At 68.4% G+C, this 20,238-nt stretch carries 18 protein-coding genes and 1 tRNA gene; 6 read left to right on the top strand and 13 right to left on the bottom strand.

Annotated elements, in window-relative coordinates; translation table 11 throughout:
- Positions 1-43: 43 nt before the first annotated feature.
- The 3 genes from ACGFNK_RS04340 to ACGFNK_RS04330 all read right to left on the bottom strand — a co-directional run bounded on the left by ACGFNK_RS04340 (position 44) and on the right by ACGFNK_RS04330 (position 4,961).
- A complete protein-coding gene (locus tag ACGFNK_RS04340; RefSeq protein ID WP_393411806.1) occupies positions 44-1,984 on the bottom strand; it encodes a galactose oxidase-like domain-containing protein in 1,941 nt (646 codons plus the stop codon).
- A complete protein-coding gene (locus tag ACGFNK_RS04335) occupies positions 1,981-3,930 on the bottom strand; it encodes a glycosyltransferase family 2 protein (RefSeq protein WP_393411804.1) in 1,950 nt (649 codons plus the stop codon). Before ACGFNK_RS04335 ends, ACGFNK_RS04340 begins: the two co-directional genes overlap by 4 nt.
- 329 nt (positions 3,931-4,259) lie before the next feature.
- Complete coding sequence (locus tag ACGFNK_RS04330) at positions 4,260-4,961, bottom strand: FadR/GntR family transcriptional regulator (protein ID WP_393411802.1); 702 nt, start codon at positions 4,959-4,961, stop codon at positions 4,260-4,262.
- Between the two features lie 146 nt (positions 4,962-5,107).
- Here ACGFNK_RS04330 and ACGFNK_RS04325 point away from each other — a divergent pair, with 146 nt between their 5' ends.
- The 3 genes from ACGFNK_RS04325 to ACGFNK_RS04315 all read left to right on the top strand — a co-directional run bounded on the left by ACGFNK_RS04325 (position 5,108) and on the right by ACGFNK_RS04315 (position 7,595).
- The gene (locus ACGFNK_RS04325; protein WP_393411800.1) at positions 5,108-6,034 is read left to right on the top strand and encodes an SPFH domain-containing protein; all 927 of its coding nucleotides are present in this window, start codon (positions 5,108-5,110) and stop codon (positions 6,032-6,034) included.
- 159 nt (positions 6,035-6,193) lie between these two features.
- On the top strand, positions 6,194-6,874 hold the full coding sequence (locus ACGFNK_RS04320) for a nucleoside/nucleotide kinase family protein (RefSeq protein ID WP_393411798.1): 681 nt from the start codon (positions 6,194-6,196) through the stop codon (positions 6,872-6,874).
- A gap of 118 nt (positions 6,875-6,992) precedes the next feature.
- The gene (locus tag ACGFNK_RS04315) at positions 6,993-7,595 is read left to right on the top strand and encodes a lytic polysaccharide monooxygenase (RefSeq protein WP_386353493.1); all 603 of its coding nucleotides are present in this window, start codon (positions 6,993-6,995) and stop codon (positions 7,593-7,595) included.
- 100 nt (positions 7,596-7,695) lie between these two features.
- Here ACGFNK_RS04315 and ACGFNK_RS04310 read toward each other — a convergent pair.
- The 6 genes from ACGFNK_RS04310 to ehuB all read right to left on the bottom strand — a co-directional run bounded on the left by ACGFNK_RS04310 (position 7,696) and on the right by ehuB (position 12,130).
- Positions 7,696-7,769: transfer RNA gene (locus ACGFNK_RS04310), tRNA-Lys, on the bottom strand.
- 183 nt (positions 7,770-7,952) lie between these two features.
- The gene (locus ACGFNK_RS04305; RefSeq protein ID WP_393411796.1) at positions 7,953-8,711 is read right to left on the bottom strand and encodes an IclR family transcriptional regulator; all 759 of its coding nucleotides are present in this window, start codon (positions 8,709-8,711) and stop codon (positions 7,953-7,955) included.
- Between the two features lie 294 nt (positions 8,712-9,005).
- Complete coding sequence (ehuA, locus tag ACGFNK_RS04300) at positions 9,006-9,776, bottom strand: ectoine/hydroxyectoine ABC transporter ATP-binding protein EhuA (RefSeq protein ID WP_393412168.1); 771 nt, start codon at positions 9,774-9,776, stop codon at positions 9,006-9,008.
- 43 nt (positions 9,777-9,819) lie between these two features.
- A complete protein-coding gene (gene ehuD, locus ACGFNK_RS04295) occupies positions 9,820-10,467 on the bottom strand; it encodes an ectoine/hydroxyectoine ABC transporter permease subunit EhuD (RefSeq protein ID WP_393411794.1) in 648 nt (215 codons plus the stop codon).
- Complete coding sequence (ehuC, locus tag ACGFNK_RS04290) at positions 10,464-11,204, bottom strand: ectoine/hydroxyectoine ABC transporter permease subunit EhuC (RefSeq protein WP_393411792.1); 741 nt, start codon at positions 11,202-11,204, stop codon at positions 10,464-10,466. Before ehuC ends, ehuD begins: the two co-directional genes overlap by 4 nt.
- Positions 11,201-12,130, bottom strand: coding sequence for an ectoine/hydroxyectoine ABC transporter substrate-binding protein EhuB (ehuB, locus tag ACGFNK_RS04285; protein WP_393412166.1), 930 nt, complete (start codon positions 12,128-12,130; stop codon positions 11,201-11,203). The genes ehuC and ehuB overlap by 4 nt, the downstream gene beginning before the upstream one ends.
- A 209-nt stretch (positions 12,131-12,339) precedes the next feature.
- Between ehuB and ACGFNK_RS04280 the strand changes: the two genes are divergently transcribed.
- Positions 12,340-12,840 carry a DUF3830 family protein gene (locus tag ACGFNK_RS04280; protein WP_393411790.1) on the top strand — a complete coding sequence of 167 codons (501 nt, stop codon included), beginning with the start codon at positions 12,340-12,342 and terminating at the stop codon, positions 12,838-12,840.
- Positions 12,841-12,851: 11 nt separating this feature from the next.
- Here ACGFNK_RS04280 and ACGFNK_RS04275 read toward each other — a convergent pair whose 3' ends face one another.
- The 3 genes from ACGFNK_RS04275 to ACGFNK_RS04265 are packed head-to-tail and all read right to left on the bottom strand — an operon-like array spanning position 12,852 to position 15,868.
- Positions 12,852-14,261, bottom strand: a complete 1,410-nt coding sequence (locus ACGFNK_RS04275; protein ID WP_393411788.1) for an amidase — start codon at positions 14,259-14,261, stop codon at positions 12,852-12,854.
- Between the two features lie 15 nt (positions 14,262-14,276).
- Positions 14,277-15,008 (bottom strand): decarboxylase, encoded by a 732-nt coding sequence (locus tag ACGFNK_RS04270; RefSeq protein ID WP_393411786.1) that lies wholly within the window; start codon positions 15,006-15,008, stop codon positions 14,277-14,279.
- Positions 15,005-15,868 carry a decarboxylase gene (locus ACGFNK_RS04265; protein WP_393411784.1) on the bottom strand — a complete coding sequence of 288 codons (864 nt, stop codon included), beginning with the start codon at positions 15,866-15,868 and terminating at the stop codon, positions 15,005-15,007. Before ACGFNK_RS04265 ends, ACGFNK_RS04270 begins: the two co-directional genes overlap by 4 nt.
- Before the next feature lie 242 nt (positions 15,869-16,110).
- Between ACGFNK_RS04265 and ACGFNK_RS04260 the strand changes: the two genes are divergently transcribed.
- The gene (locus ACGFNK_RS04260; protein WP_393411782.1) at positions 16,111-17,085 is read left to right on the top strand and encodes a D-2-hydroxyacid dehydrogenase; all 975 of its coding nucleotides are present in this window, start codon (positions 16,111-16,113) and stop codon (positions 17,083-17,085) included.
- Positions 17,086-17,164: 79 nt separating this feature from the next.
- Positions 17,165-18,268, top strand: a complete 1,104-nt coding sequence (locus ACGFNK_RS04255) for an LLM class flavin-dependent oxidoreductase (RefSeq protein WP_393411780.1) — start codon at positions 17,165-17,167, stop codon at positions 18,266-18,268.
- Here the strand turns inward: ACGFNK_RS04255 and ACGFNK_RS04250 are convergent.
- On the bottom strand, positions 18,259-20,199 hold the full coding sequence (locus tag ACGFNK_RS04250; protein ID WP_393411778.1) for a putative bifunctional diguanylate cyclase/phosphodiesterase: 1,941 nt from the start codon (positions 20,197-20,199) through the stop codon (positions 18,259-18,261). The genes ACGFNK_RS04255 and ACGFNK_RS04250 overlap by 10 nt on opposite strands.
- Positions 20,200-20,238: the final 39 nt, after the last annotated feature.

The raw sequence follows: 20,238 nt of genomic DNA, 5'->3' as shown, positions 1-20,238 counted from the left end.
GCCCCCAGTCACGTAACTCTCGATACGTCCGACTCTCAACGCATCAGGGAACCTTGACCCACTGAGCCTTGCTCGGCGTGCCCTGGTCGTCCGTCACGAACAGCATGTACCAGCCCGACTGGACGAGGTTGCGGTTCTTCGGGACGGTGACCTCGATGCCGCCGTCCGTCTTCTCCACGTCCAGGGCGATGGACCGCTGGTCGATGTCGGTGACGTGCGTCGAGGCGCTCGGCCGGATCAGGCGGGCCGTCTTGATGGACGAGGCGTGCTCGGACTTGAAGGTTGCCGACTCGCCGCGCTTGATGGTCTTCGGCCCGCCGGAGAGCGTGGGCTGCGCGTCGCCGTAGAGGTACGGCGGCGTGTAGATCTCGATGCGCTGCTCGAACTTGCCCGGCTTGGTGTTGGCCTTGTCCGAGTAGAGCGAGTCCGAGCCGAAGATCATCACTCGGCCGTCGGGCAGCAGGATCGAGCCCGAGTGGTAGTTGCGGCCCACGAGCGGGTCGGCGACCCGCTTCATCTCGTTGCTCTTCGCGTCGTAGAGCCGGGCCTCGAGGATGTTCGAGTCGCCGCGCCCGCGGTAGTCCTCGGAGCCGCCGGACACCAGCACGCTGTCGTCGGGCAGGATCGAGTACTGCGGGTAGCGGGTGCCCTTCTCCAGGTCGGGCCCGTCCACGAACTTCGGGTCGTCCTCCAGCAGGTCGATGATGCGGGTCTTCTTGCTGGACTGCTTGGACTCGCCGACTCCGCCGCCGCCGATCACCATGTACTTCTCGTCCTGCGCGGGCGGCAGCAGCACCGTGCCCGCGGTCTCCAGGAGCTTGGGGTCGGACATGCCGGAGAGCTTGTCGAACTTGTTCGACTTCAGGTCCCAGATGCCCGGGTCACGGCCGATGTCGTCCGGGCCGTAGCCGGCGTTCGCGCCCGAGTAGAACAGCTTGCCGTTCTGCATCAGGGAGATCGCCGGGTACGTCGGGAACTGCCGCTCCTTCGCGGTGTACGTCCACTCCTTGGTCTTCGGGTCGTAGACCTCGTTCTTGCCCGGCACCAGCTGGCCGATCTCGTCCAGGCCGGAGAGGCTGAGGATCTTGCCGTCCGACAGCGTGGTGAGCGTCGGGTACCAGCGGGCCTCCTTCATCGGGTCGACCTTGATGTACTTCTCGGCCACCGGGTCGAACTCGAAGGCGTCCTTGATGCCCTGGAAGTCCTTCTTGTCGAGGGCCAGCTTCTGCGCGATGCCGTACGTGTTACGCGCGTCGGTGCCCTTCAGGCCCTGGATCGTGTAGTTGTCCTCCGTGCCGGTCTCGTACTTGGCGCCACGCTTCTGCGCCTCGACGTAGATACGGCCGAGGCCCGGCTCGTTGCCCGTGAACTTGCCGGTCTCCTTGTCGAACGTCTTCTTCGCGCGCTCGACGACGACCGGGTCCTTCGACACGAAGGTCTTGCCGTTCTCCTTGCCCTTGAACTTGGTGCCCGCGGGGATGGTGATCGGCTTGTCCGGGTTCTCGTTGTGGACGATCATCAGGCCGCCGGCCTTGGTGACGTCACCCTGGAGTTTCTCGTACCGCTTGGTGCCGCCCGCGATCAGCAGATTGCCGTTGGCGAGCTGGGTGTGGCCCGTGCAGAACAGGTCCTTGGGCGTGTCGATCTTCTTGATCGTCTTCTTGACCGGGTCCCAGATGCGGGTGTCGAACTTCTTCGCGTCGAAGTTGTCCTGGTTGTTCCCCGAACCCGCGATCAGCAGGACCTTGCCGGTGCGCAGCAGGGCGGCATGGATGGTGTTCTGCCGGTACTCCTCCGGGAACTCGACGATCTCCCACTTGCCGTTCGCGGCCTTGTACTCGGGCTGGTTGATCTTGTAGTCGTGGTACTTGGCCGAACCGAAGCGGTAGAGCGCCGGCCCGTTCATCCCCGCCAGCGCCACCACCACCGCCGCGCCTATCGCGATGCGCCGGACGCGGCGGTGGCGGCTGGAGCGGTCTTTCATTTCTTGCGTCCCCCAAGAGCGATTTGCACGGTCTGGTCACTGCCCCCGTCCGCCGCCCAGCTCGGCTTGTGCTGTGCGTGCGGGGCGTGCTGATGGTTGGGCAGAGGCTGTGGTGTCGTCACCGCGTTCTGCGGCTCCGGCGGCGCTGCCGGCGGCTTCTTCGCGTCCTGGCGCATCTGGTAGCGCCAGGCGAACATCGGCGAGGCGGTGATCAGAAGCGCGAACGACGCCCAGATGACCATCGCGGGGTGCGAGTTGCCGTAGTAGAAGCCGGCACTGATCGAACCGGCGAAGATCAAGATGAAGTACCAGTGGTAACGGAAGGTCCCGAACCAGGTGTCCGGGCTCGCCGAATCGCCCTTGGGTGTCACCACGAACTTGCTCTTGCGGCGCAGCATCGAGTCGATCAGCGCCTTCGCGTAGAGCGGCGCCGAGAGCGCGGACATGATCATGCCTGCCACACCGCCGGAGCCCTCCGGCTCGTGCGGAGAGATGTTGTGCCGGCGGTTCCAGACGTACAGGCCGATCTGCAGCGCCGAGGCGTTGCCGTACAGCATCAGCCAGATCGCCGGGTCGATGTTCACACCCGAGGCGCCCAGGCCCAGGAACAGCGCACAACTCAGCGCCGCCAGGATCCAGTTGAGGGCCGACATCGGGTAGAAGATGATCATCATCGTGTAGTTGAAGAGCTTGCTCGGCGGAAGCGAGTACCAGCCCTTCCAGTACTGCTTGAGGATCGTCTCGTACGTCCCTCGCGACCAGCGCATCTGCTGGGTGAAGAAGTCCGTCCAGGCGTTGGGGCCCTCACCGACCGCGAGCACGTCGGGGGTGTAGACCGAGCGCCACTTCTTGCCCGTCGCCGGGTTCTTGTGGCGGTGGATCTCGAAGCCCGTCGCCATGTCCTCGGTGATCGAGTCGTACAGACCGCCGATCTGCTTGAGTGCCTTGATCCGTACGGCGTTTGACGTGCCGACGAACATCGGGGAGCCGTACCTGTTGCCCGCGCGCTGGATCAGCGCGTGGAACAGGAACTGCTGCGACTCGGCGGACTTGGTGATGGGGTTGTCGTAGTTGCCGTACACCTGCGGGCCGATGACGAAGCCGACGTCCGGGTCGCGGAAGAAACCGAGCATCCGCTCCAGGTAGTTGGGCAGCGGCACGTGGTCGGTGTCGACCGAGGCGAAGAAGTCGTAGTCGTCGCCGTACGCGTCCAGCCAGGCGTTGTAGTTGCCGTGCTTGGTCTTGGCGCGGTGCGGGCCCTTCTTCTGGTTCCACTTCGCGACGCCCTTGCGGGAGAAGTGGTGCACACCGAGGCGCGCGCAGACTTCCTTGACCTCGGGGTCGTCGCCCTCGTCCAGCAACCAGACGTGCATGAGGCCTCGGTGGCGGATCTTCACCGCGGCCTCAAGCGTCTTCGTCACCATCTCCAGCGGCTCCTTGCCGGGCACGAAGGAGGTGAGGAAGGCCACTCTGGTGCCGGTCTCGGGCACCACCGGGATCGGGTCGCGCGCGACCAGCGTGGCGTGCGCGTTCGACACCACGTTCATGCAGCGGAAGAACTCGATCAGGCCGATCGAGACGAGCATGACGATGTCGAGCGCGGGCAGGAAGTCGTAGACCGGGTTCTCGCGTTCGGTCCAGTGCGTGGGCTGCAGCAGCCAGGCGAGCAGTACCAGCGACAGCACGGGGGCGGCTATCAGCATCAGGGCGACCCGGATGCGGTGCGGCTCCTGCGAGATCAGCGAGCGGTACTTGACCTTGTACGGCTTGTGCGGATCGGGCTGGGTGAGAGGACCCGCGAGCCTGCTGTAGTGCTCGTAGTCGTATCTCGGCAGCGTCTTCTTGATTCTGCGGAAACTGCCCGTCGTCGTCTGTGACGGCACCCTGAGCTGGGTCGTCTGAGACGGGTCAGAGTTCTGCCGGCCGCCGGTAGGCGTCGACGTCATGAGTCATCCCCCCACACGCAGTGCATCGCGTGCTCCTTGTTCCGTTCGCCTGCTGAGGTCCCCCTCGACATTCACAGGCGTATCAATAACAGGCCCCCGTCACCACACCATCCACACCCTATAGACATGGAACGGTGTGCCTCCGGTTGCATGATGCCCCCCTCGACATCGGGCTCTGAACGGGGCCCCTCCTCCCCGCTTCCTGTGCAACCGCTTCCCCGGCCCCCAACTGCCAGGTCACCGCAGCCTCTTGTAGCCCAGGCTTCAGGGTTCTACGACGATCATCATGATCGCAAGACGCGAAACGCGGTGTTTACCGGTCATTCGCGCTAATTAGGAGGACTGATGGTCTCATGCGGTGCGGTAGCGGTCAGCCGTGCTCGAATGTGACCAAAGTGTTCTCTTATTGCGTCCTCAGCCCGTCGTGCATCACCCGTGCGGACCGCGTCGAGGATCTCCCGATGCTGCCGGCACGTGACCTTCGGATCCTGCGGCGGTTCGACGAGATCCGTGCGTACGCGGTGGAAGGCGTCCCAGAACGCTTCAAGGACCTCGCCCAGCAGGAGGTTGCCGAGGCCCCGGTACAGCGTGGCGTGAAAGGCCCGGTCGGTCTCCGCGAGGCCTGCCCCTTCGGCGGCCTGACTCTCCATACGGTCGACGAGGGCGTCCAGTTCAACGAGGTCCGCCTCCGGGATAAGGCCCGCGAGCCGCGAGATGAGCCCGGTCTCCAGCGCCTCGCGCAGTTCCAGCAGCTGGACCAGGGAGTCTTCCCCGCGGTAGTGCCCGGCGACCGTGCGGAAGGCGAGTCCTTCGATCATCGGCGCCATCGACATCGGGCCCACATACGTCCCGAAGCCGTGCCGGATCTCGACGATGCCCATCGCCTGGAGGGCCTTCAGCGCCTCGCGCACGGAGTTCCGGCTGGCGCCGAGAAGCTCCATCAGCTCGGGTTCGGTCGGCAGCGAGGCCCCCGAGGGCAGCCGACGGTCGATGATGAGCTTCTTGATCCGCTCCTGCAGGTCACGCGCCATGGCGAGAGAGTAGCGGGTGGGCCTGGGAGGGGCCCCGGCTGTTGGGTCGTCCATCGTTCGGACCGTCAGCATGCGGCACCCGGCGTCGGTTGAGAAACTGACGAATGTGCGCAGGCGCGGACATCTCCATCTGAAGGGGGCGCCCGATGAGTACGACGACTTCGGAGTCGGAGCAGGGGCCCGAAGGACCCCGGGTGCCGCGACTGATCCACAACGAGGCGACCACCGAGATCCCCGTACACCTGCTGTTCCGGCCCGCCGAGGCCGGTCAGGGCCGGCCGGCCGGGCAGGTTGGTCCGCGGCGGGGGACGGGGGAGCAGCCGCGGGTGGCGCGACGCGAGCCGGTGCCATCGCCGGTCGTCGATCCCGGGCTGGTGGAGCGGCCGGCGCGGGTGCTTCCGGGCGCGGTGGGCCTGCTGGCCGGGGGCGGCGGGGTCGCCGGGTGTCTGGTGGCGGCCTGGTGGGCCGGTGTGCTGCCGCCCCTCGCCAGGGAGTTGACGGGGCTGCCCGCATACGCGGGTGCCGGACTCGGTGCTCCCCAGTGGGCGGCGCTCGCCGCGTCCGGGGCGGTCGGGCTCTTCGGGTTCGGCGGGCTGGCTCGCGGGCGGACCGGGTCCGCCTGGGTACTCGGGCTCTTCGGGCGCTACCGCGGCACTGTCCGGCGTACCGGGCTGATGTGGGTGAGCCCGCTGCTGCTGCGGCACCGGATCGACGTACGCCTGCGGCACTGGCGCAGCGAGCCGATGCCCGCCGTCGACGCCAACGGACTCGCACTGAACGTCGTCGTGTTGGTGATCTGGCGGGTCAAGGACACCGCCCGCGCCGCGCTCGGCGTCGAGGACCACGAGCGATACCTGCGCGAGTGCGTGGAGGCGGCACTCGCCCGGCTCCCGGCCGACACCGAGGCCATCAGGGAGAAGCTGACCCGCTCCGTGGCGACGGACGCGGCGGCGGCCGGGCTCCAGGTGTTCTCCGTACAGCCGGTCCGGACCGAGTACGCGCCTGAAGTCGCCGCGGTGATACAACGGCGGCGGCTCGCGGCGCTGGACGCTCCGCTGGGAGGGCAGGATTGAACCCGCGGGTTCGTCGTGGCTGGTCGCGCAGTTCCCCGCGCCCCTATAAGGGCCTGCGGCCCTTATAGGGGCGCGGGGCCGCGCCGGACTTCGGCAAGTCTGCTTGGCTCACGCAAGAGCCTCTGGCGGAGGGCCCGGCGCTGGCGTTCCATACAAGGCATGGAGATCGCTGACCGCCCCGCACTCGCCGGCCTGGCCGCCGACGCCTGGCACCTGACCGCCCGCCTGCCGCGCGCCGTACTGGGCCTCGCGGGCCCGCCCGGCGCCGGGAAGTCCACCCTCGCCCGCGCCCTGGTCGCGCACCTCGGCGAGCGGGCCGCCTACCTTCCCCTCGACGGATTCCACCTCTCCAACCGCCAGTTGGAACGGCTCGGCCTGACCTCACGCAAGGGCTCGGAACCCAGCTTCGACGTGTGGGGATACGTCGCGCTGGTGCGCCGGGTACTGGAGGACACCGGCGCCGACATCTACGTACCGGACTACGACCGCACCATCGACGAGCCCATCGCCGCACGCCATGTGGTGCCGCCCGCCGCCCGGCTGATCGTCACCGAGGGGAACTACCTGGCCTGCGATCTGCCGGGCTGGCGCGAGGCGTACGGGCTCATGCGGGAGTGCTGGTATGTGGAGGCGCCCGGCGACGTCCGCCAAACCCGGCTGGTGGAGCGGCAGTTGGCGGGCGGGCGGAGTGAGGGGCAGGCGCGGAACTGGGTCGCGACGAACGATGACCCGAACGGGGAGCTGGTGGAGAAGTCCCGGGACCGGTGCCATCGGATCGTTTCGACGATTGGTATGGACGTTTCCGCGATTGGTATGGACATGTTCAAGGGGCCGCAATAATCTGAGCTTGGTCTAGACCTGAATCATCGCTCCACGCATCGCGATGCGCACGCACAGCTCACGGAAATCCCCCACGTTCTCCAGGAGCGGCAGCATGCGCAAAAGCATCGGCAAGAAGATCAAGAAGAGGACCAAGTGGTCCGCGGTCGTGGTCGGCCTCGCCACCACGGGAGCGTTCGTGCTCTCCACCGGCGGCGCCAGCGCTCACGGCTACACCGACCTCCCCATCAGCCGGCAGAAACTCTGCGCGAACGGCACCGTGACCAACTGCGGTGCCATCCAGTGGGAGCCCCAGAGCGTCGAGGGCCCCAAGGGCTTCCCGTCGGCCGGACCCGCGGACGGCAAGATCTGTTCCGCGGGCCATGGGAACTTCAGCGCGCTCGACCAGCCGAGGACCCCGTCCGGCGGCGCCTGGCCGACGACCAAGGTCACCGGCGGGCAGAGCCACACCTTCCGCTGGCAGTTCACGGCGCGGCACTCGACGACCGACTTCCGGTACTACGTCACCAGGAACGGGTGGAACCAGAACGCCCCGCTGACCCGGGCCGCCCTGGACACCACCCCGTTCCTGACCGTCCCCTACAGCGGTCAGCCGCCGGCGACGCTCTCCCACAGCGGCACCCTGCCGTCCGGCAAGAGCGGGCACCACGTGATCCTCGCGGTGTGGACGATCGCCGACACGGGCAACGCGTTCTACGCCTGCTCGGACGTCACGTTCTGAGCATCCCGGCGGCATCCCGGCGGCATCCCGGCGCGAGGGCCGGACATGACCGTCGGACATGACCGAAGGCCCCCCACTCATGTGGAGGGCCTTCGCACTGTGCGCCGCCAGGGACTCGAACCCCGGACCCGCTGATTAAGAGTCAGCTGCTCTAACCAACTGAGCTAGCGGCGCATGACTCCCGCCTCCCGCTTGCGGCGGTCGGCGACGGAAAAAATAGTACCTGGTCCGAGGGGGTGCTTGTGACCACGTAAGCGCTCCGCTGGACGGGCAGGTTCGAAGCTGCGGGTTCATCGTGGCTGGTCGCGCAGTTCCCCGCGCCCCTAAGAGGCCTGCGGCCTCCTTAGGGCCGGCGGATCAGATCGCGAGGGACAGCAGGACGGGTGCCGCCCCCCGGTTCAGCGTGTCCGCCGCCGCCCGCAGCCGGTGCGCGTGCGCGACCGGGAGGGACAAGGCCAGGCAGCCCACGGCGGAGCCGGCCGTGATGGGGACCGCCGCGCACACCGTGCCGATCGCGTACTCCTGGAGGTCGAGGACCGGCACGCTGGCCGCCTGGGCGTCGAGCCGGGACAGCAGGACCCGCTCGCTGGTGATGGTGCGCGAGGTGAGGCGGGCCATCTTGTGGCGGGCCAGGTGGTCGCGGCGGGCGTTCACATCGAGCTGACCGAGCAGGCTCTTGCCGATCGCGCTGGCGTGGGCGGAGCGCCGGAAGTCCACCCACTCGTTCACCGCGGGTGTGCTCGGGCTGTCGGCGCACTGGGTGACATGGACCTCGCCGTCGACGTAACGGCTGATGTAGACGGCGGCGCCCACCGAGTCGCGCAGCCGGTCGAGGTTGCGCTGGACCTGCTCGCGCAGCGCCTGGTCGCGGCCGTGCGCAGAGGTCAGCCTGCCCAGGGCGGTACCGGTGACGTACGCGCCGTCGGTGATCTGCTGGACGTATCCCTCGCGGCGCAGCATCCGCAGGAGCGTGGTCAGTCGCTCCGTGCCGATGCCGGTCGCGCGGGCGAGCTCGGTGTCGGTGATTCCGCCGGTCTGCCGTGCCACGGTCTCCAGTACGCGCAGAGCGTCCTGGGCCGAGTGGTACGGCGCGGTCGGCTCGTGCTTGAGCGCCACGGTTCCCCCTGCGCTGCTTGGCCGTTCTCGGGTGGAGAGCTGCTTCCACGATAGCCGCCAAAGGGCTGACGGGAAGCGGCTGTTGACGAGAAGGGTGGCGAGTTCCGGCGCTCTCAGCAGGAACGCGCCACTCTGGCATATGCCGCAGTCAAGTCACGGGGGCTCGACCTCGGATATCGCCGTTTTCACGTCTCGTCATCACTGGAAGGTCGCGCCCGCGCGGCGGAGCCGCACATGTCACAGCCCCGCGCCGCTGAAGGGGCGCGGGGCTGCACCGGACTTCGTCGATTTCGCTTACAGGACCGCGCTCAGAAACTCCCGCGTCCGCTCGTGCTCCGGGTCGCCGAAGATCTTCTCCGGTGGGCCGGATTCCAGGACGCGGCCCGAGTCGAACATCAGCACCGCGTCCGAGATGTCCCGGGCGAAGTTCATCTCGTGGGTCACGCAGAGCATCGTGATGTCGGTAGTGCGGGCGATGTCCCGCAGCACGTCCAGGACGCCCGCGACCAGTTCGGGGTCGAGGGCCGAGGTGACCTCGTCGAGGAGCAGCACCTTCGGCCGCATCGCCAGGGCCCGCGCGATCGCGACGCGCTGCTGCTGGCCGCCGGAGAGCTGGGTCGGGTACTTGTCGATGTGCTCGGTAAGGCCGACCAGTTCGAGGAGATCGCGGGCCCGTTCCTCGGCCGCCTCCTTGGACATGCCGAGCACGGTGACCGGCGCCTCGGTGAGGTTGCGCAGCACCTTCATGTTCGGGAAGAGGTTGAACTGCTGGAAGACCATCCCGATGTTCTTGCGGACCTCGCGGATGTGCTTCTCGCCCGCCGGGACGAGCTTGCCGTTCTTCTCCTCGTGGGTGAGGTAGTCGCCGTTGACCTTGATCGTGCCTTCGTCGGCTTTGAGCAGGGTCATGAGCAGACGCAGGATCGTCGTCTTGCCGGAGCCGGACGGGCCGATCAGCGTGACGTGTTTGCCGGAGTCCACCGAGAAGTCAAGGTTGTCGAGCACGACGTTGCTGCCGAAGCGCTTGGTGACCTTGTCGAAGCGGATCAGCTCACTGCCGTCCACCGGCGGGTTCTCATTGCTCTCGGGCTCTTTCTGCAAAGGGGTGTCAGCGGACAAGGCGTCGCTCCAGGGCTCGGATCAAGAGGGAAGCGGGGTAGGCGATGACGATGAACGCCACACCCACGACGGTGAGAGCCTCCGTGGTGAAGGTCTCGTTGCTGAAGGCCTGGGCCTCGCCGAGCATGTCGAAGGCGCCGATGGTCGCGATCATCGGGGAGTCCTTGAGCATGGCGACGACGTAGTTGCCCAGCGGCGGGACGACGCGGCGGATCGCCTGCGGCAGGATCACCGCGCGCCACGTACGGCCCTTGGACAGGTTCAGCGCCGTGGCCGCCTCCCACTGGCCGACGGGTACGCCGTCGATACCGGCGCGGTAGACCTCAGCGGTGTACGTGGAGTAGTGCAGCCCGAGGCCGACGATGCCGGTGGTGAGCGGCGACATGGAGGGGCCGAAGTTGGGCACCACGTAGAACAGGAAGAACAGCTGCACCAGCAGCGGAGTGTTGCGGATGAACTCCGTGACCGCGATGACCGGCCAGCGCACCCACATCAGCGTGGAGCGCTGCGCCATCGCCCACACGAGGCCCAGGGCGAAGGCGATCAGGGTGCCGATGGCCAGGGCCTGCAGCGTGACCAGCACGCCGTCCCAGAACCGCGGCATGAAGTCGTCCACGACTTGCCAGTCCCAGTTCATCCCATACCTCCCGCGGAACCCGAACCGGCCTGCACGGTCTCGCCGCGCGCGCTGAGCTTCGCGGTGATCCCGCCCCGCTTCTCCGGCTGCTGCCCGATCCCTGCCTTCGCCTTGCGCTCCACCAGCCGCATACCGCGGGTGATGAGGAAGGCGAGTACGAAGTACAGGACCAGCAGCAGCGTGTAGATCGGGGTCGTCTCATTGGTGCCCAGCCGGAGCAGATTGCCGGCGAAGGTCATGTCGGCCACCGTGATGACGGAGACCAGGGCGGTGCCCTTCAGCAGCTCGATCAGCAGGTTGTTGAACGGTGGCACCATCTCGGGCCAGGCCTGCGGCATCTCGATCAGCCGCAGCCGCTGCCAGCGGGTGAAGTTGAGCGCGATGCCCGCCTCCTTCTGCGCCGGGGAGACGGCAGCCAGGGAACCGCGGACGACCTCGGAACCGTAGGCGCCGTAGGTGAGGCCGAGCGCGCTGACGCCGGCCCACATGGGCACCAGCTGCCAGCCGAAGAAGGGCAGGGCGAAGAACATCCAGAACATCAGCACCAGGGCCGACATCCCACGGAAGATCTCGAAATAGACCCCGGCGAGAAAACGTACGATCCAGAACTGCGAATCGCGTGCGAGACCGATCCCGAACGCGATCACCGCGCCGAGAGCAGCCGCGTACACCGTCACCTGGATGGTGATCCAGATACCCGGCAGGAACCATGTGGTGAAGAACTCCGAGCTCATCATCCGGCGCACAGCTCCTTCGCGGTGAGGTCGGTCATGTCTGCCATACCGAAACCGAAGGGCTTGACGATCTCGAGAAGCTCCTTGTAGTTGTTCTCCTTGAGCTTGAGCAGTTCCTCGTTGAACGCGTCACGGAAGTTCTGCTCGGACAGCTGGAAGGCGAATCCGCCCGCGCCATAGACGGGCTTTCCGTCAATTTCGGGCTGGAAGGGCTCGGTTGCCTCGGCCCGGTTGGACCCCTTCACCGCGTCGCTGACCGTGATGCGGGTACCGGCGAAGGCGTCCACCCGTCCCTGGGCCACCGCGTCGAGGCCGGCGACCTGGTCCGGCAGGATCAGAATGTTGCCGATGCCCGCGGCCTTGGCGGAGTCGATCTGGGCGTAGGCCTTGCCCGAAGCGAGCTTGAGACCCTTCGCCTTGATGTCCTCATACCTCTTGATGCCGTGCGGATTGCCCTTCTTGACGATGAAGGCGTCCAGCATCAGGTAATCCGGGTCGGAGAAGAGCACCTGCTCGCATCGGGGGGGATTGATGTACATCCCGGCGGACACCACGTCGAACTGTCGTGCCTTCAGTCCGGGAATGAGGGCGCCGAAGTCCACCGGCACTGGCTTGATCTCGCCGATGCCGAGCCGCTCGAAGATAACCTTTGCAATCGCGGGCGCTTCTCCGGTGGCCTGTCCGTCGTCTCCCACATAACCGAACGGCGGCTCGCTGGCGATGCCGATTTTCACCGAACCCTGACCCTTCAGGGTGTCCAGCAGGCTGCCTCCAAGCACCTTCCCTTCGTCGGGGACGCGGCTGCAGCCGGCCACCCCGAGACTTCCCGCAGCGCCCAGCGCCACCGCTCCGGTGAGCAGTGAGCGGCGGCTGAGACCTCTGTGGGATCCGTTGTCGGTTCCTGAACGGTTTGCGTGTGGTCGAGCCATGGGCGCGCGGCTACCCGAACCAACGGAAGTCATGCCGGTCCTTCTCGGTCACTGAGTCCACTCATCCCTCAATGCCCCGTATATGGGGGTTGGTTGGGTGGGGTGGCCTGGTCGTGACCCCGTCGGGGGCGCGCGTTGACCCACCCGCCGCACTCGCTGCACACGGCCTGCCTGTGGATTCAGGTCCACACCGGGGTACGGGTGTGACCATGGCCGACCGTTACATCGACGTCTCCCTGACCAAGCGCGGAGTCCACTGCACCGCAAAGCTCCTCGACGACCGCGCCCCCATCACCTGCGAGGCGGTGTGGAACGCGCTCCCGCTCGGCAGCGACGTCTACCACGCGAAGTACGCCCGCAACGAGATCTACACCCTGCTCCCCGCCTTCGCCCCCGCCGAGCCCCCGCTCGAAAACCCCACCGTCACCCCCATCCCCGGCGACCTGTGCTACTTCTCCTTCTCCGGCACCCAGCTGGGGACACAGTCGTACGGCTACGGCGGGGCCTCCGGCGTCCAGGCCGGCACCCCGGTGATCGACCTGGCCCTCTTCTACGAACGCAACAACCTGCTGATCAACGCCGACGTCGGCTGGGTGCCCGGCATCGTCTGGGGCCAGGTCGTCGAGGGCCTGGAGGCCATGGCGGAGGCCTGCAACGACCTGTGGCGTGCGGGCGCGCTGGGGGAGACGCTCAGCTTCCGCCGGGCGTAAGCGCCCCAGCCCTAGGCGGTGCGGCGCGGCGGGGGAGCCACATGGGCCACCCCCGCCTCGTACAGCGCGTGCGCCGCTCGCAGTACCAGGTCGTCCCGATGGCGGGCGGCCACGATCTGCAGACCCACCGGAAGCCCGTCCCCGTCAAGGCCGACGGGGACGCTGGCGGCGGGCTGCTGCGACATGTTGAAGGGGTACGTGAACGGGGTCCAGCCCGTCCAGCGCCGGTGCCCCGAGCCCTTCGGCACCTCCACGCCCGCCTCGAACGCGGTGATCGGCAGCGTCGGCGTGACCAGCAGGTCGTACGACTCGTGGAAGCGGCCCATCCTCCGGCCCAGGTCCATCCGTACGTCCACCGCGGCCAGATAGTCGAGCGCGCTGTAGCGGGCGCCCTGTTCGCAGATCTCCCGCAGCCCGGGATCCAGCAGCTCCCGCTGGTGCGGGCCGAGATTCTGCGTCACCCGGGCGGCCCCGCTGAACCACAGGGTGTGGAAGGCCTCCACGGGCTCGGTGAAATCGGGGTCGGTCTCCTCGACGTATGCGCCGAGGGAGGCAAGACCCTCCACGCCCCGCCGCACGGCAGCCGCGACACCGGGGCGTACGGGTACCTGCCCGCCGAGGGAGGGCGAGTACGCGACGCGCAGTCCCCGTACGCTGCCGTCCAGCGCGTCCGTGAACCGTTCGGTCGGCGGCGCGAGCGCGGACCAGTCTCGGGCGTCCGTGCCGCTGATCACCTCCAGCATGAGGGCCGCGTCCGCGGCGTCCCGCGTCATCGGCCCGACATGCGCGAGCGTCCCGAACGCGCTCGCCGGATACAGCGGCACCCGCCCGTACGTCGGCTTCATTGCGAAGATCCCGCAGAACGCGGCGGGGATACGGACGCTGCCGCCGCCGTCCGTACCGAGGGACAGGGGGCCGGCGCCCAGGGCCACGGCCGCAGCACTCCCGCCGCTCGAACCGCCCGACGTCCGCGTCACGTCGTACGGATTCCGCGTCACCCCGGACTGCGGTGAGTCCGTGACGCCCTTCCACCCGAACTCCGGCGTCGTCGTCTTGCCCAGGAAGACGGCGCCGTGCTCCCGCAGCCGGGCCACGGAGGGCGCGTCCTCGTCCCAACGCCCCTCCACACGTACGGTGTTGGAACCCTTCAGGGTCGGCCCGCCGCGCATCAGGAGGATGTCCTTCACCGTGACCGGCACCCCGTCCACCAGACCGGCCGGCTCACCGCGCCGCCAGCGCTCTGCCGACTCCCGCGCCCGCGCGAGGGCCTCGTCACCGGTGAGGCGTACGAAGGCGTTCACGGAGGGCTGGATCTCCTCGGCCCGTTGGAGCGCGGCCCGCACCACGTCCACGGGGCTGAATTCACCCTTGCGGTATCCGTCGACGAGTTGCAGCGCGGTCAGCTCGGTGAGCTCGGTCATCCACCACTCCTAGGGTCACACCTGCACAATCGGCTCCCTTGTGAACAGCATCCCCAGCTCAGGCGCGTTCACCCGGCGGTCAGCCAAACGCAGGGCCTCCCACACCGTGACCTGGTTCGCGGTGAGGACCGGCTTGGCCAGGGTCTTCTCCAGGGCGGGGAGGTGAGAGGCCGTGTGCAGGGCGGTGTCCGGGAGGAGGACGGCGTCCGCGTCCGGGTGATCGCCCGAGCGGGCCATGGTGAGGACCTCGTCGGCACCCCACGTTCCGACCTCCGCCGCCGTGATGATGCCGCTGCCACGGACGGAGACCACCTCGATCCCCGCGTCCTTGAGGAACGCGGAGAACAACGCGGCCACATCCTCCGGATACGTCGCCGCGATCGCGACCCGTCGCGCGCCCATCTCACGGATCGCATGGACGAAGGCGAAGGACGTGGAGGAGGCGGGCAGGCCGGCCGTACGGGCGAGGGCGCGGACCTGCTCATGGGCGCCCTCCCAGCCGTACACGAAGCTGCCGGACGTGCACGCCCACACCACCGCCTCCGCGCCGGACAGCCGCAGCTCCTCGACGCCGGCCGCGAGCCGGGCCGCCGAGCCCATCTCCAGCAGCGCGTCCTCACGGTGGGCGTCCTCGCCGATGTCCGTGTGGACGAGCGTGAGGCGGATGTCGCTGCCCAGGAGCAGCTCGATGCGCGGGTAGTCGTCCTCGGCCGAGTAGCCCGGGTAGAGGAATCCGAGTGCCGTCATGCCCAACCTTCCTGTTCTTCTGGCAGTGCGGGCCCCTGCGATTCAGGCACTGATCCCGGCATTGCGCCCGGCATTGCACCCGGCAGTGACTCCGGCAGTGCTTCCGGCGTCACCGGACGCTGCCGCGCCGAGTGGTCGATCAGCGCCTGATAGGGCCCCACTGCTCGCGTACCCATGTGACGCAGTGCGGCCCACATCGTCACCTGGTTGGCTGAGATGACGGGAATCCGCAGCTCGGCCTCCAGCTGCGGGATCACGTCGTACGTGGGGAGGTTGGTGCAGCTGATGAACAGCGCGTCCGCGGCTCCGCGTACCGCCTCGCGGGCCATGTCGACGACGTCGCGGTAGGGAACCTTCCAGATGTGCCGGGTCAGGCCGAGAGAGGAGGTGCCGATGATCTCGATACCGGCCTCGGCGAGGTACTCCTCCAGAGCCTGGGTCACGGACACGGTGTAGGGCGTGACCAGGGCGATACGGCGGGCACCCAGTTCCTGGAGGGCTTCCAGCAGCGCACCGGACGTGGTCAGGGACTGCACCTCCCCGGCCCGCGTCATCGCCTCGCACATCGCCCGCTCGCCCGCGATACCGCCGACGAAACTGCCCGACGTACAGGCGTACGCGACGACCTCGGGATGCACCGCGTTCAGCGCGCGCACCGCCTCTCCGAGCGTCTCATGCTCACTGACCAGCCGCGCGAGGTCGAGGCTGACCTCGACGGGCACAAAAGGGGTTCGGGTCAGATGCAGTGAAACCTCGTCCGGCACCCAGCGCCAGAGCTCCCGGTCGAGGGCGAAGTCGAAGGGAGCGACGATGCCCACACCCCGCTGCGGGTGCGGTCCACCAAGGAAGGAGACGTCCATGAGCAGGCCCCAAACTCAAGTCGAGCTAGTGGTGGAGAACCGGCCGAGGGCCGGGGGACACAAGCCGGCGCATGCCGGGACGTCGGGACAGGAAAGCGGACCGCCTACGCGTCCATGTTGACGAAGGTAGGTTCCGGTGCGAGCGTGGTCAATCCGCGCATCTCAGACGGCTCCCGCAGTTTCCCCGTCAGTGCGTCCGACTCAAGAGAAGCGGACTCTCATTGCGAAACGGTTTCTCCCCGATGACCGCTCCTGATCCCGCGCACGAGGCCGAAACAATGACCCTTCTGGTGCTGGACGCTGAACCGTCGCCCCGGCTCGGCAGACTCGCCGGACGGGCCCGGATCGAATACGCCGACGAGGCGACGCTGGCCTCGCTGCTGCCGACCGCGGACGTCCTGCTTGTGTGGAACTTCACCTCACACGCCGTGCGCCGCGCCTGGCCGGGTGAGGGCCCGCGGCCCCGCTGGGTGCACACGGCGAGCGCGGGCGTGGACCACCTGATGTGCCCGGAGCTCGCCGCGTCCGACACGGTGGTGACGAACGCCCGCGGCGTCTTCGACCAGCCGATCGCCGAGTACGTGGCCGCGCTCGTCCTTGCGATGGCCAAGGATCTGCCGCGTACGTGGGAACTCCAGCGGGCCCGCCAGTGGCGGCACCGTGAGTCGCAGCGGGTCGCGGGCACGCGCGCGTGCGTGGTGGGTTCGGGGCCGATCGGGCGGGCGATCGAGCAGACCCTGAAGGCCCTCGGCATCAAAACGGCCCTGGTGGGACGTACTCCACGCACCGGCGTCCACGGCCCGGACGAACTCGACCGGCTCATGGCGCGCGCCGACTGGGTGGTGTCCGCGGCACCCCTCACCGACGAGACCCACGGAATGTTCGACGCACGGCGCTTCGGCCTGATGCAGCCCTCCGCGCGCTTCATCAACATCGGGCGCGGACAGCTCGTAGACGAGAACGCGCTCGCGGACGCCCTGTCGAAGCACTGGATCGCAGGGGCGGCGCTCGACGTCTTCGAGCACGAGCCCCTCACCTCCGAGAGCCCCCTGTGGGAGCTCCCCGGACTGATCGTCTCGCCGCACATGAGCGGCGACACCATCGGCTGGCGGGACGAACTCGGGGCGCAGTTCGTGGAGTTGTACGAGCTGTGGGAGGCGGGGGAGCCGTTGCCGAACGTGGTGGACAAGCGGCGGGGGTACGTGCCCGGGCACTGAACGGCGGGGCGGAATAACCGGAGACAGTCCCCCGTTAGGTACGCGCGGACCCGACGTCGTACCCAGCAGGAGGCACCCCGTGGCGGCAGACGAGATACGAGGCGACACGGCAGGCACCGCACAGGTGCCGCTCTCCGTGCTGGACCTGGCAACCGTGGGCGCGGGCCACACCGCCACCGACGCCCTGCGCACCAGCGTCGAGCTGGTACGCCTCGCAGAGAGCCGCGGATTCCACCGTTACTGGGTCGCCGAGCACCACTCCATGCCGGGCGTCGCCTCGACCTCCCCCGCCGTGATCCTCGCCCACCTCGCCGCCCACACGGACCGGATACGCCTCGGCTCGGGCGGAGTGATGCTGCCCAACCACGCCCCCCTCGTCATAGCGGAACAGTTCGGCACCCTCGAGGCCATGGCCCCGGGCCGCATCGACCTGGGCCTCGGCCGAGCCCCCGGCACGGACGGCGCAACGGCCGCGGCCCTCCGCCGCACCGACCGGCTCAACGAGGGCGCAGACGACTTCCCCCAGCAACTCGCGGAGCTCACCCGCTTCCTGGACGACGACTTCCCGGACGGCCACCCCTACGCCCGTATCCACGCGGTCCCGGGCCCCATCCAGTCCACATCCCCGGGTGGCGTACAGGACCCGCACCGCCCACCCGTCTGGCTCCTCGGCTCCTCCGGCTTCAGCGCCCGCCTCGCCGGCGCCCTGGGCCTCCCGTTCGCCTTCGCGCACCACTTCTCGGCGCGGAACACGATCCCGGCCCTCGACCTCTACCGGGAGTCGTTCACACCCTCCGAAGTCCTCGACGCCCCGTACGCCCTCATCGCCGTCTCCGCCCTCGCCACGGACGACGAGAAGGAGGCCCGCCGCCAGGTCATGGCCGCCGCCCTGAACATGATCCGCCTGCGCACCGGCCGTCCGGGACTCGTCCCCACCCCCGAGGAGGCGGAGGCGTACGAATTCAGCCCCATGGAGCGGGAGTTCATGGACGACTGGAACTCCAACGTCGTCCACGGCACCGCGGACCAGGTCCGCACCGGCCTCGACGACCTCCAAAAGCGCACGGGCGCCGACGAGTTGATGCTCACCAGCCACGCCCACAGCGGAGACGTACGCCTGCGCTCGTACGAACTGATCGCCGACGCCTACGAGTTGCCGCAGACTCGGACGGCTCAGGTCTGAGGACAGTCCACCCCAGTCAATAGTGCGGAGATACGATCCGCCGCCACCGGCCGGGAGTACAGCCACCCCTGGCCGGTGTCGCAGCCGATACGCCGCAGCCGGGAGGCCTGCCCGGCGGTCTCCACGCACTCGGCGGTGACCGTCAGGCCCAGCCGGTGGGCGAGTTCGATGAGGGCCTCGACGATGACCTCGTCGGCGGGGTTCGCGCGGTCGCCCGCCTCCTCGTACTGGAAGCCCCGCACGAACGAGCCGTCGAGCTTCAGCACGGAGACCGGGAGGCGGCTGAGGTAGGCGAGGTTGGAGTACCCGGTGCCGAAGTCGTCGATGGCGATGCGTACGCCCATGTCGCTGAGCGCTTGCAGGGCCTGCAGCGGGCGGCCCGCCGAGCCCATCACGGCCGACTCGGTGAGCTCCAACTGGAGGAGATGCGGGGCGAGTCCGGTCTCCGTGAGGATCGCCGCGACATCCGCCACCAGATCCGAGTCCCAGACCTGACGCACCGCCACGTTCACGCTGACGAAGACCGGCGGCACATCCGGGTGGTCCAACTGCCAGCGGCGTGCCTGCCGACAGGCGGCGGCCAGCACCCAGCGCCCCAACTGCACGATCGAACCGTCTTCTTCAGCCAGTCCGATGAACCGATTCGGCGTCAGTGTGCCGAACTGAGGATGGTTCCAGCGCACCAGCGCCTCGACCCCTCGCACACCGCCGTCGTCCATGCCCACCAACGGCTGGTACTCCAGGGCGAATTCACCCTTCTCGATGGCGGGCCGGAGCGTGGAGGCGAGGGCCTGACGCGTCATGCGGTGAGCGTTGCGCTCCGGGTCGAAGAGCGTCCAGCGGGACTTTCCGTCGGCCTTCGCCCAGTACAGCGTCGTATCGGCGGCCTGCATCAGACCCGTCGCGGTGGTGTCGGCCGCATGCCGCTCGACGACCCCGATCGAGGCCGAGACCGACAGCCGCTGCCCGGAGATGTCGAAGGGCGCCTGAAGGGCCGTCAGTACGGACTTGGCGAGCTCCGCCAGCTGCTCCGTACCCGTCGAGTCCTCGACCAGCAGCGCGAACTCGTCGCCGCCGAGCCGGGCGACCAGCGGCTTGGCCGCTCGCGCGTGCCCGGCCTCGTCCGCGCAGCGCGTCAGCCGCTCGGCGACGGCCGCGAGCAGCCGGTCGCCGATGCGGTGGCCGAGTGTGTCGTTGACCGCCTTGAAGCCGTCAAGGTCCAGGTAGCACAGACCGATCCGGCCGGTGCCGGACTCCTCGTACGCCTCGGCCTCCAGCGCGGCCGACAGGCGCTCGAAGAACAGGGTGCGGTTGGGCAGCCGCGTCACCGGGTCGTGCATCTGCAAGTGCCGCAGGCGCGCCTGGAGTTCACGGCGGGCGCTGATGTCGCAGACCGAGACCAGTACGGCCTGCTCCTCCTCGGGCAGCGGAGAGACCGTCACCTGGGCCCAAAGGGAGTGCCCGTCGGGGTGTTTGAGCCGTCGGGTGCAGCGCAGTCTGGCCTGCCGGCCGCGGAGCACCTCGCGGTACGCGTGCCAGGTGCGGGCGTCGGAGGCGAGGTCCACCAGATCGGCGGCGACCCGGCCCGCCAGACCGTCCGGGCCGGCGCCGAGCAGCGCGGCCAGCGCGTCGTTGGCCGTGACGACCAGGCCCTCGCGGTCGACGACGGCCATTGCCACGGGGGCCGCGTCGAAGGCGGCCCGGAACGTGCGGTCTTCGAGCTCGTCGGTCTGATGGTTTTCGGTGGGGGCGCGTGGAGGCTCGGCCTCGGCGCGTGATGTCACCGGTTCGGTACGTGTGGTACGCGTGTCGACGCATGGGGTGTGAGTGTCGGCGCGTGGGGTCGTCTTCTCGTGAGAAAGCGGCTGACTGTCACTCTTTGTGACGCTCGGCCGGACGAGGTCTGCCGCAGGCACCGGCCCATCGGACATTCCGCTCACCGTTCGCTCCCGCTGTGCACTCGTTACTCG

This window comes from Streptomyces sp. NPDC048825 (genome assembly GCF_043198355.1).
Classification (GTDB): Bacteria; Actinomycetota; Actinomycetes; order Streptomycetales; family Streptomycetaceae; genus Streptomyces; species Streptomyces xiangluensis.
The sequence above is the reverse complement of the archived record's forward strand: the minus strand, read 5'-3'. Positions and strand labels throughout refer to the sequence as shown.

What these genes read in the sequence shown, in the direction of transcription:
- ACGFNK_RS04270 (WP_393411786.1), bottom strand. Translation starts at nt 15,008, where the DNA reads ATGACGGCACTCGGATTCCTCTACCCGGGCTACTCGGCCGAGGACGAC.
- ehuD (WP_393411794.1), bottom strand. Translation starts at nt 10,467, where the DNA reads ATGAACTGGGACTGGCAAGTCGTGGACGACTTCATGCCGCGGTTCTGG.
- ehuC (WP_393411792.1), bottom strand. Translation starts at nt 11,204, where the DNA reads ATGATGAGCTCGGAGTTCTTCACCACATGGTTCCTGCCGGGTATCTGG.
- ACGFNK_RS04325 (WP_393411800.1), top strand. Translation starts at nt 5,108, where the DNA reads ATGAGTACGACGACTTCGGAGTCGGAGCAGGGGCCCGAAGGACCCCGG.
- ACGFNK_RS04320 (WP_393411798.1), top strand. Translation starts at nt 6,194, where the DNA reads ATGGAGATCGCTGACCGCCCCGCACTCGCCGGCCTGGCCGCCGACGCC.
- ACGFNK_RS04330 (WP_393411802.1), bottom strand. Translation starts at nt 4,961, where the DNA reads ATGGCGCGTGACCTGCAGGAGCGGATCAAGAAGCTCATCATCGACCGT.
- ehuB (WP_393412166.1), bottom strand. Translation starts at nt 12,130, where the DNA reads ATGGCTCGACCACACGCAAACCGTTCAGGAACCGACAACGGATCCCAC.
- ACGFNK_RS04260 (WP_393411782.1), top strand. Translation starts at nt 16,111, where the DNA reads ATGACCGCTCCTGATCCCGCGCACGAGGCCGAAACAATGACCCTTCTG.
- ACGFNK_RS04280 (WP_393411790.1), top strand. Translation starts at nt 12,340, where the DNA reads ATGGCCGACCGTTACATCGACGTCTCCCTGACCAAGCGCGGAGTCCAC.
- ACGFNK_RS04335 (WP_393411804.1), bottom strand. Translation starts at nt 3,930, where the DNA reads ATGACGTCGACGCCTACCGGCGGCCGGCAGAACTCTGACCCGTCTCAG.
- ACGFNK_RS04250 (WP_393411778.1), bottom strand. Translation starts at nt 20,199, where the DNA reads ATGTCCGATGGGCCGGTGCCTGCGGCAGACCTCGTCCGGCCGAGCGTC.
- ACGFNK_RS04340 (WP_393411806.1), bottom strand. Translation starts at nt 1,984, where the DNA reads ATGAAAGACCGCTCCAGCCGCCACCGCCGCGTCCGGCGCATCGCGATA.
- ACGFNK_RS04275 (WP_393411788.1), bottom strand. Translation starts at nt 14,261, where the DNA reads ATGACCGAGCTCACCGAGCTGACCGCGCTGCAACTCGTCGACGGATAC.
- ACGFNK_RS04265 (WP_393411784.1), bottom strand. Translation starts at nt 15,868, where the DNA reads ATGGACGTCTCCTTCCTTGGTGGACCGCACCCGCAGCGGGGTGTGGGC.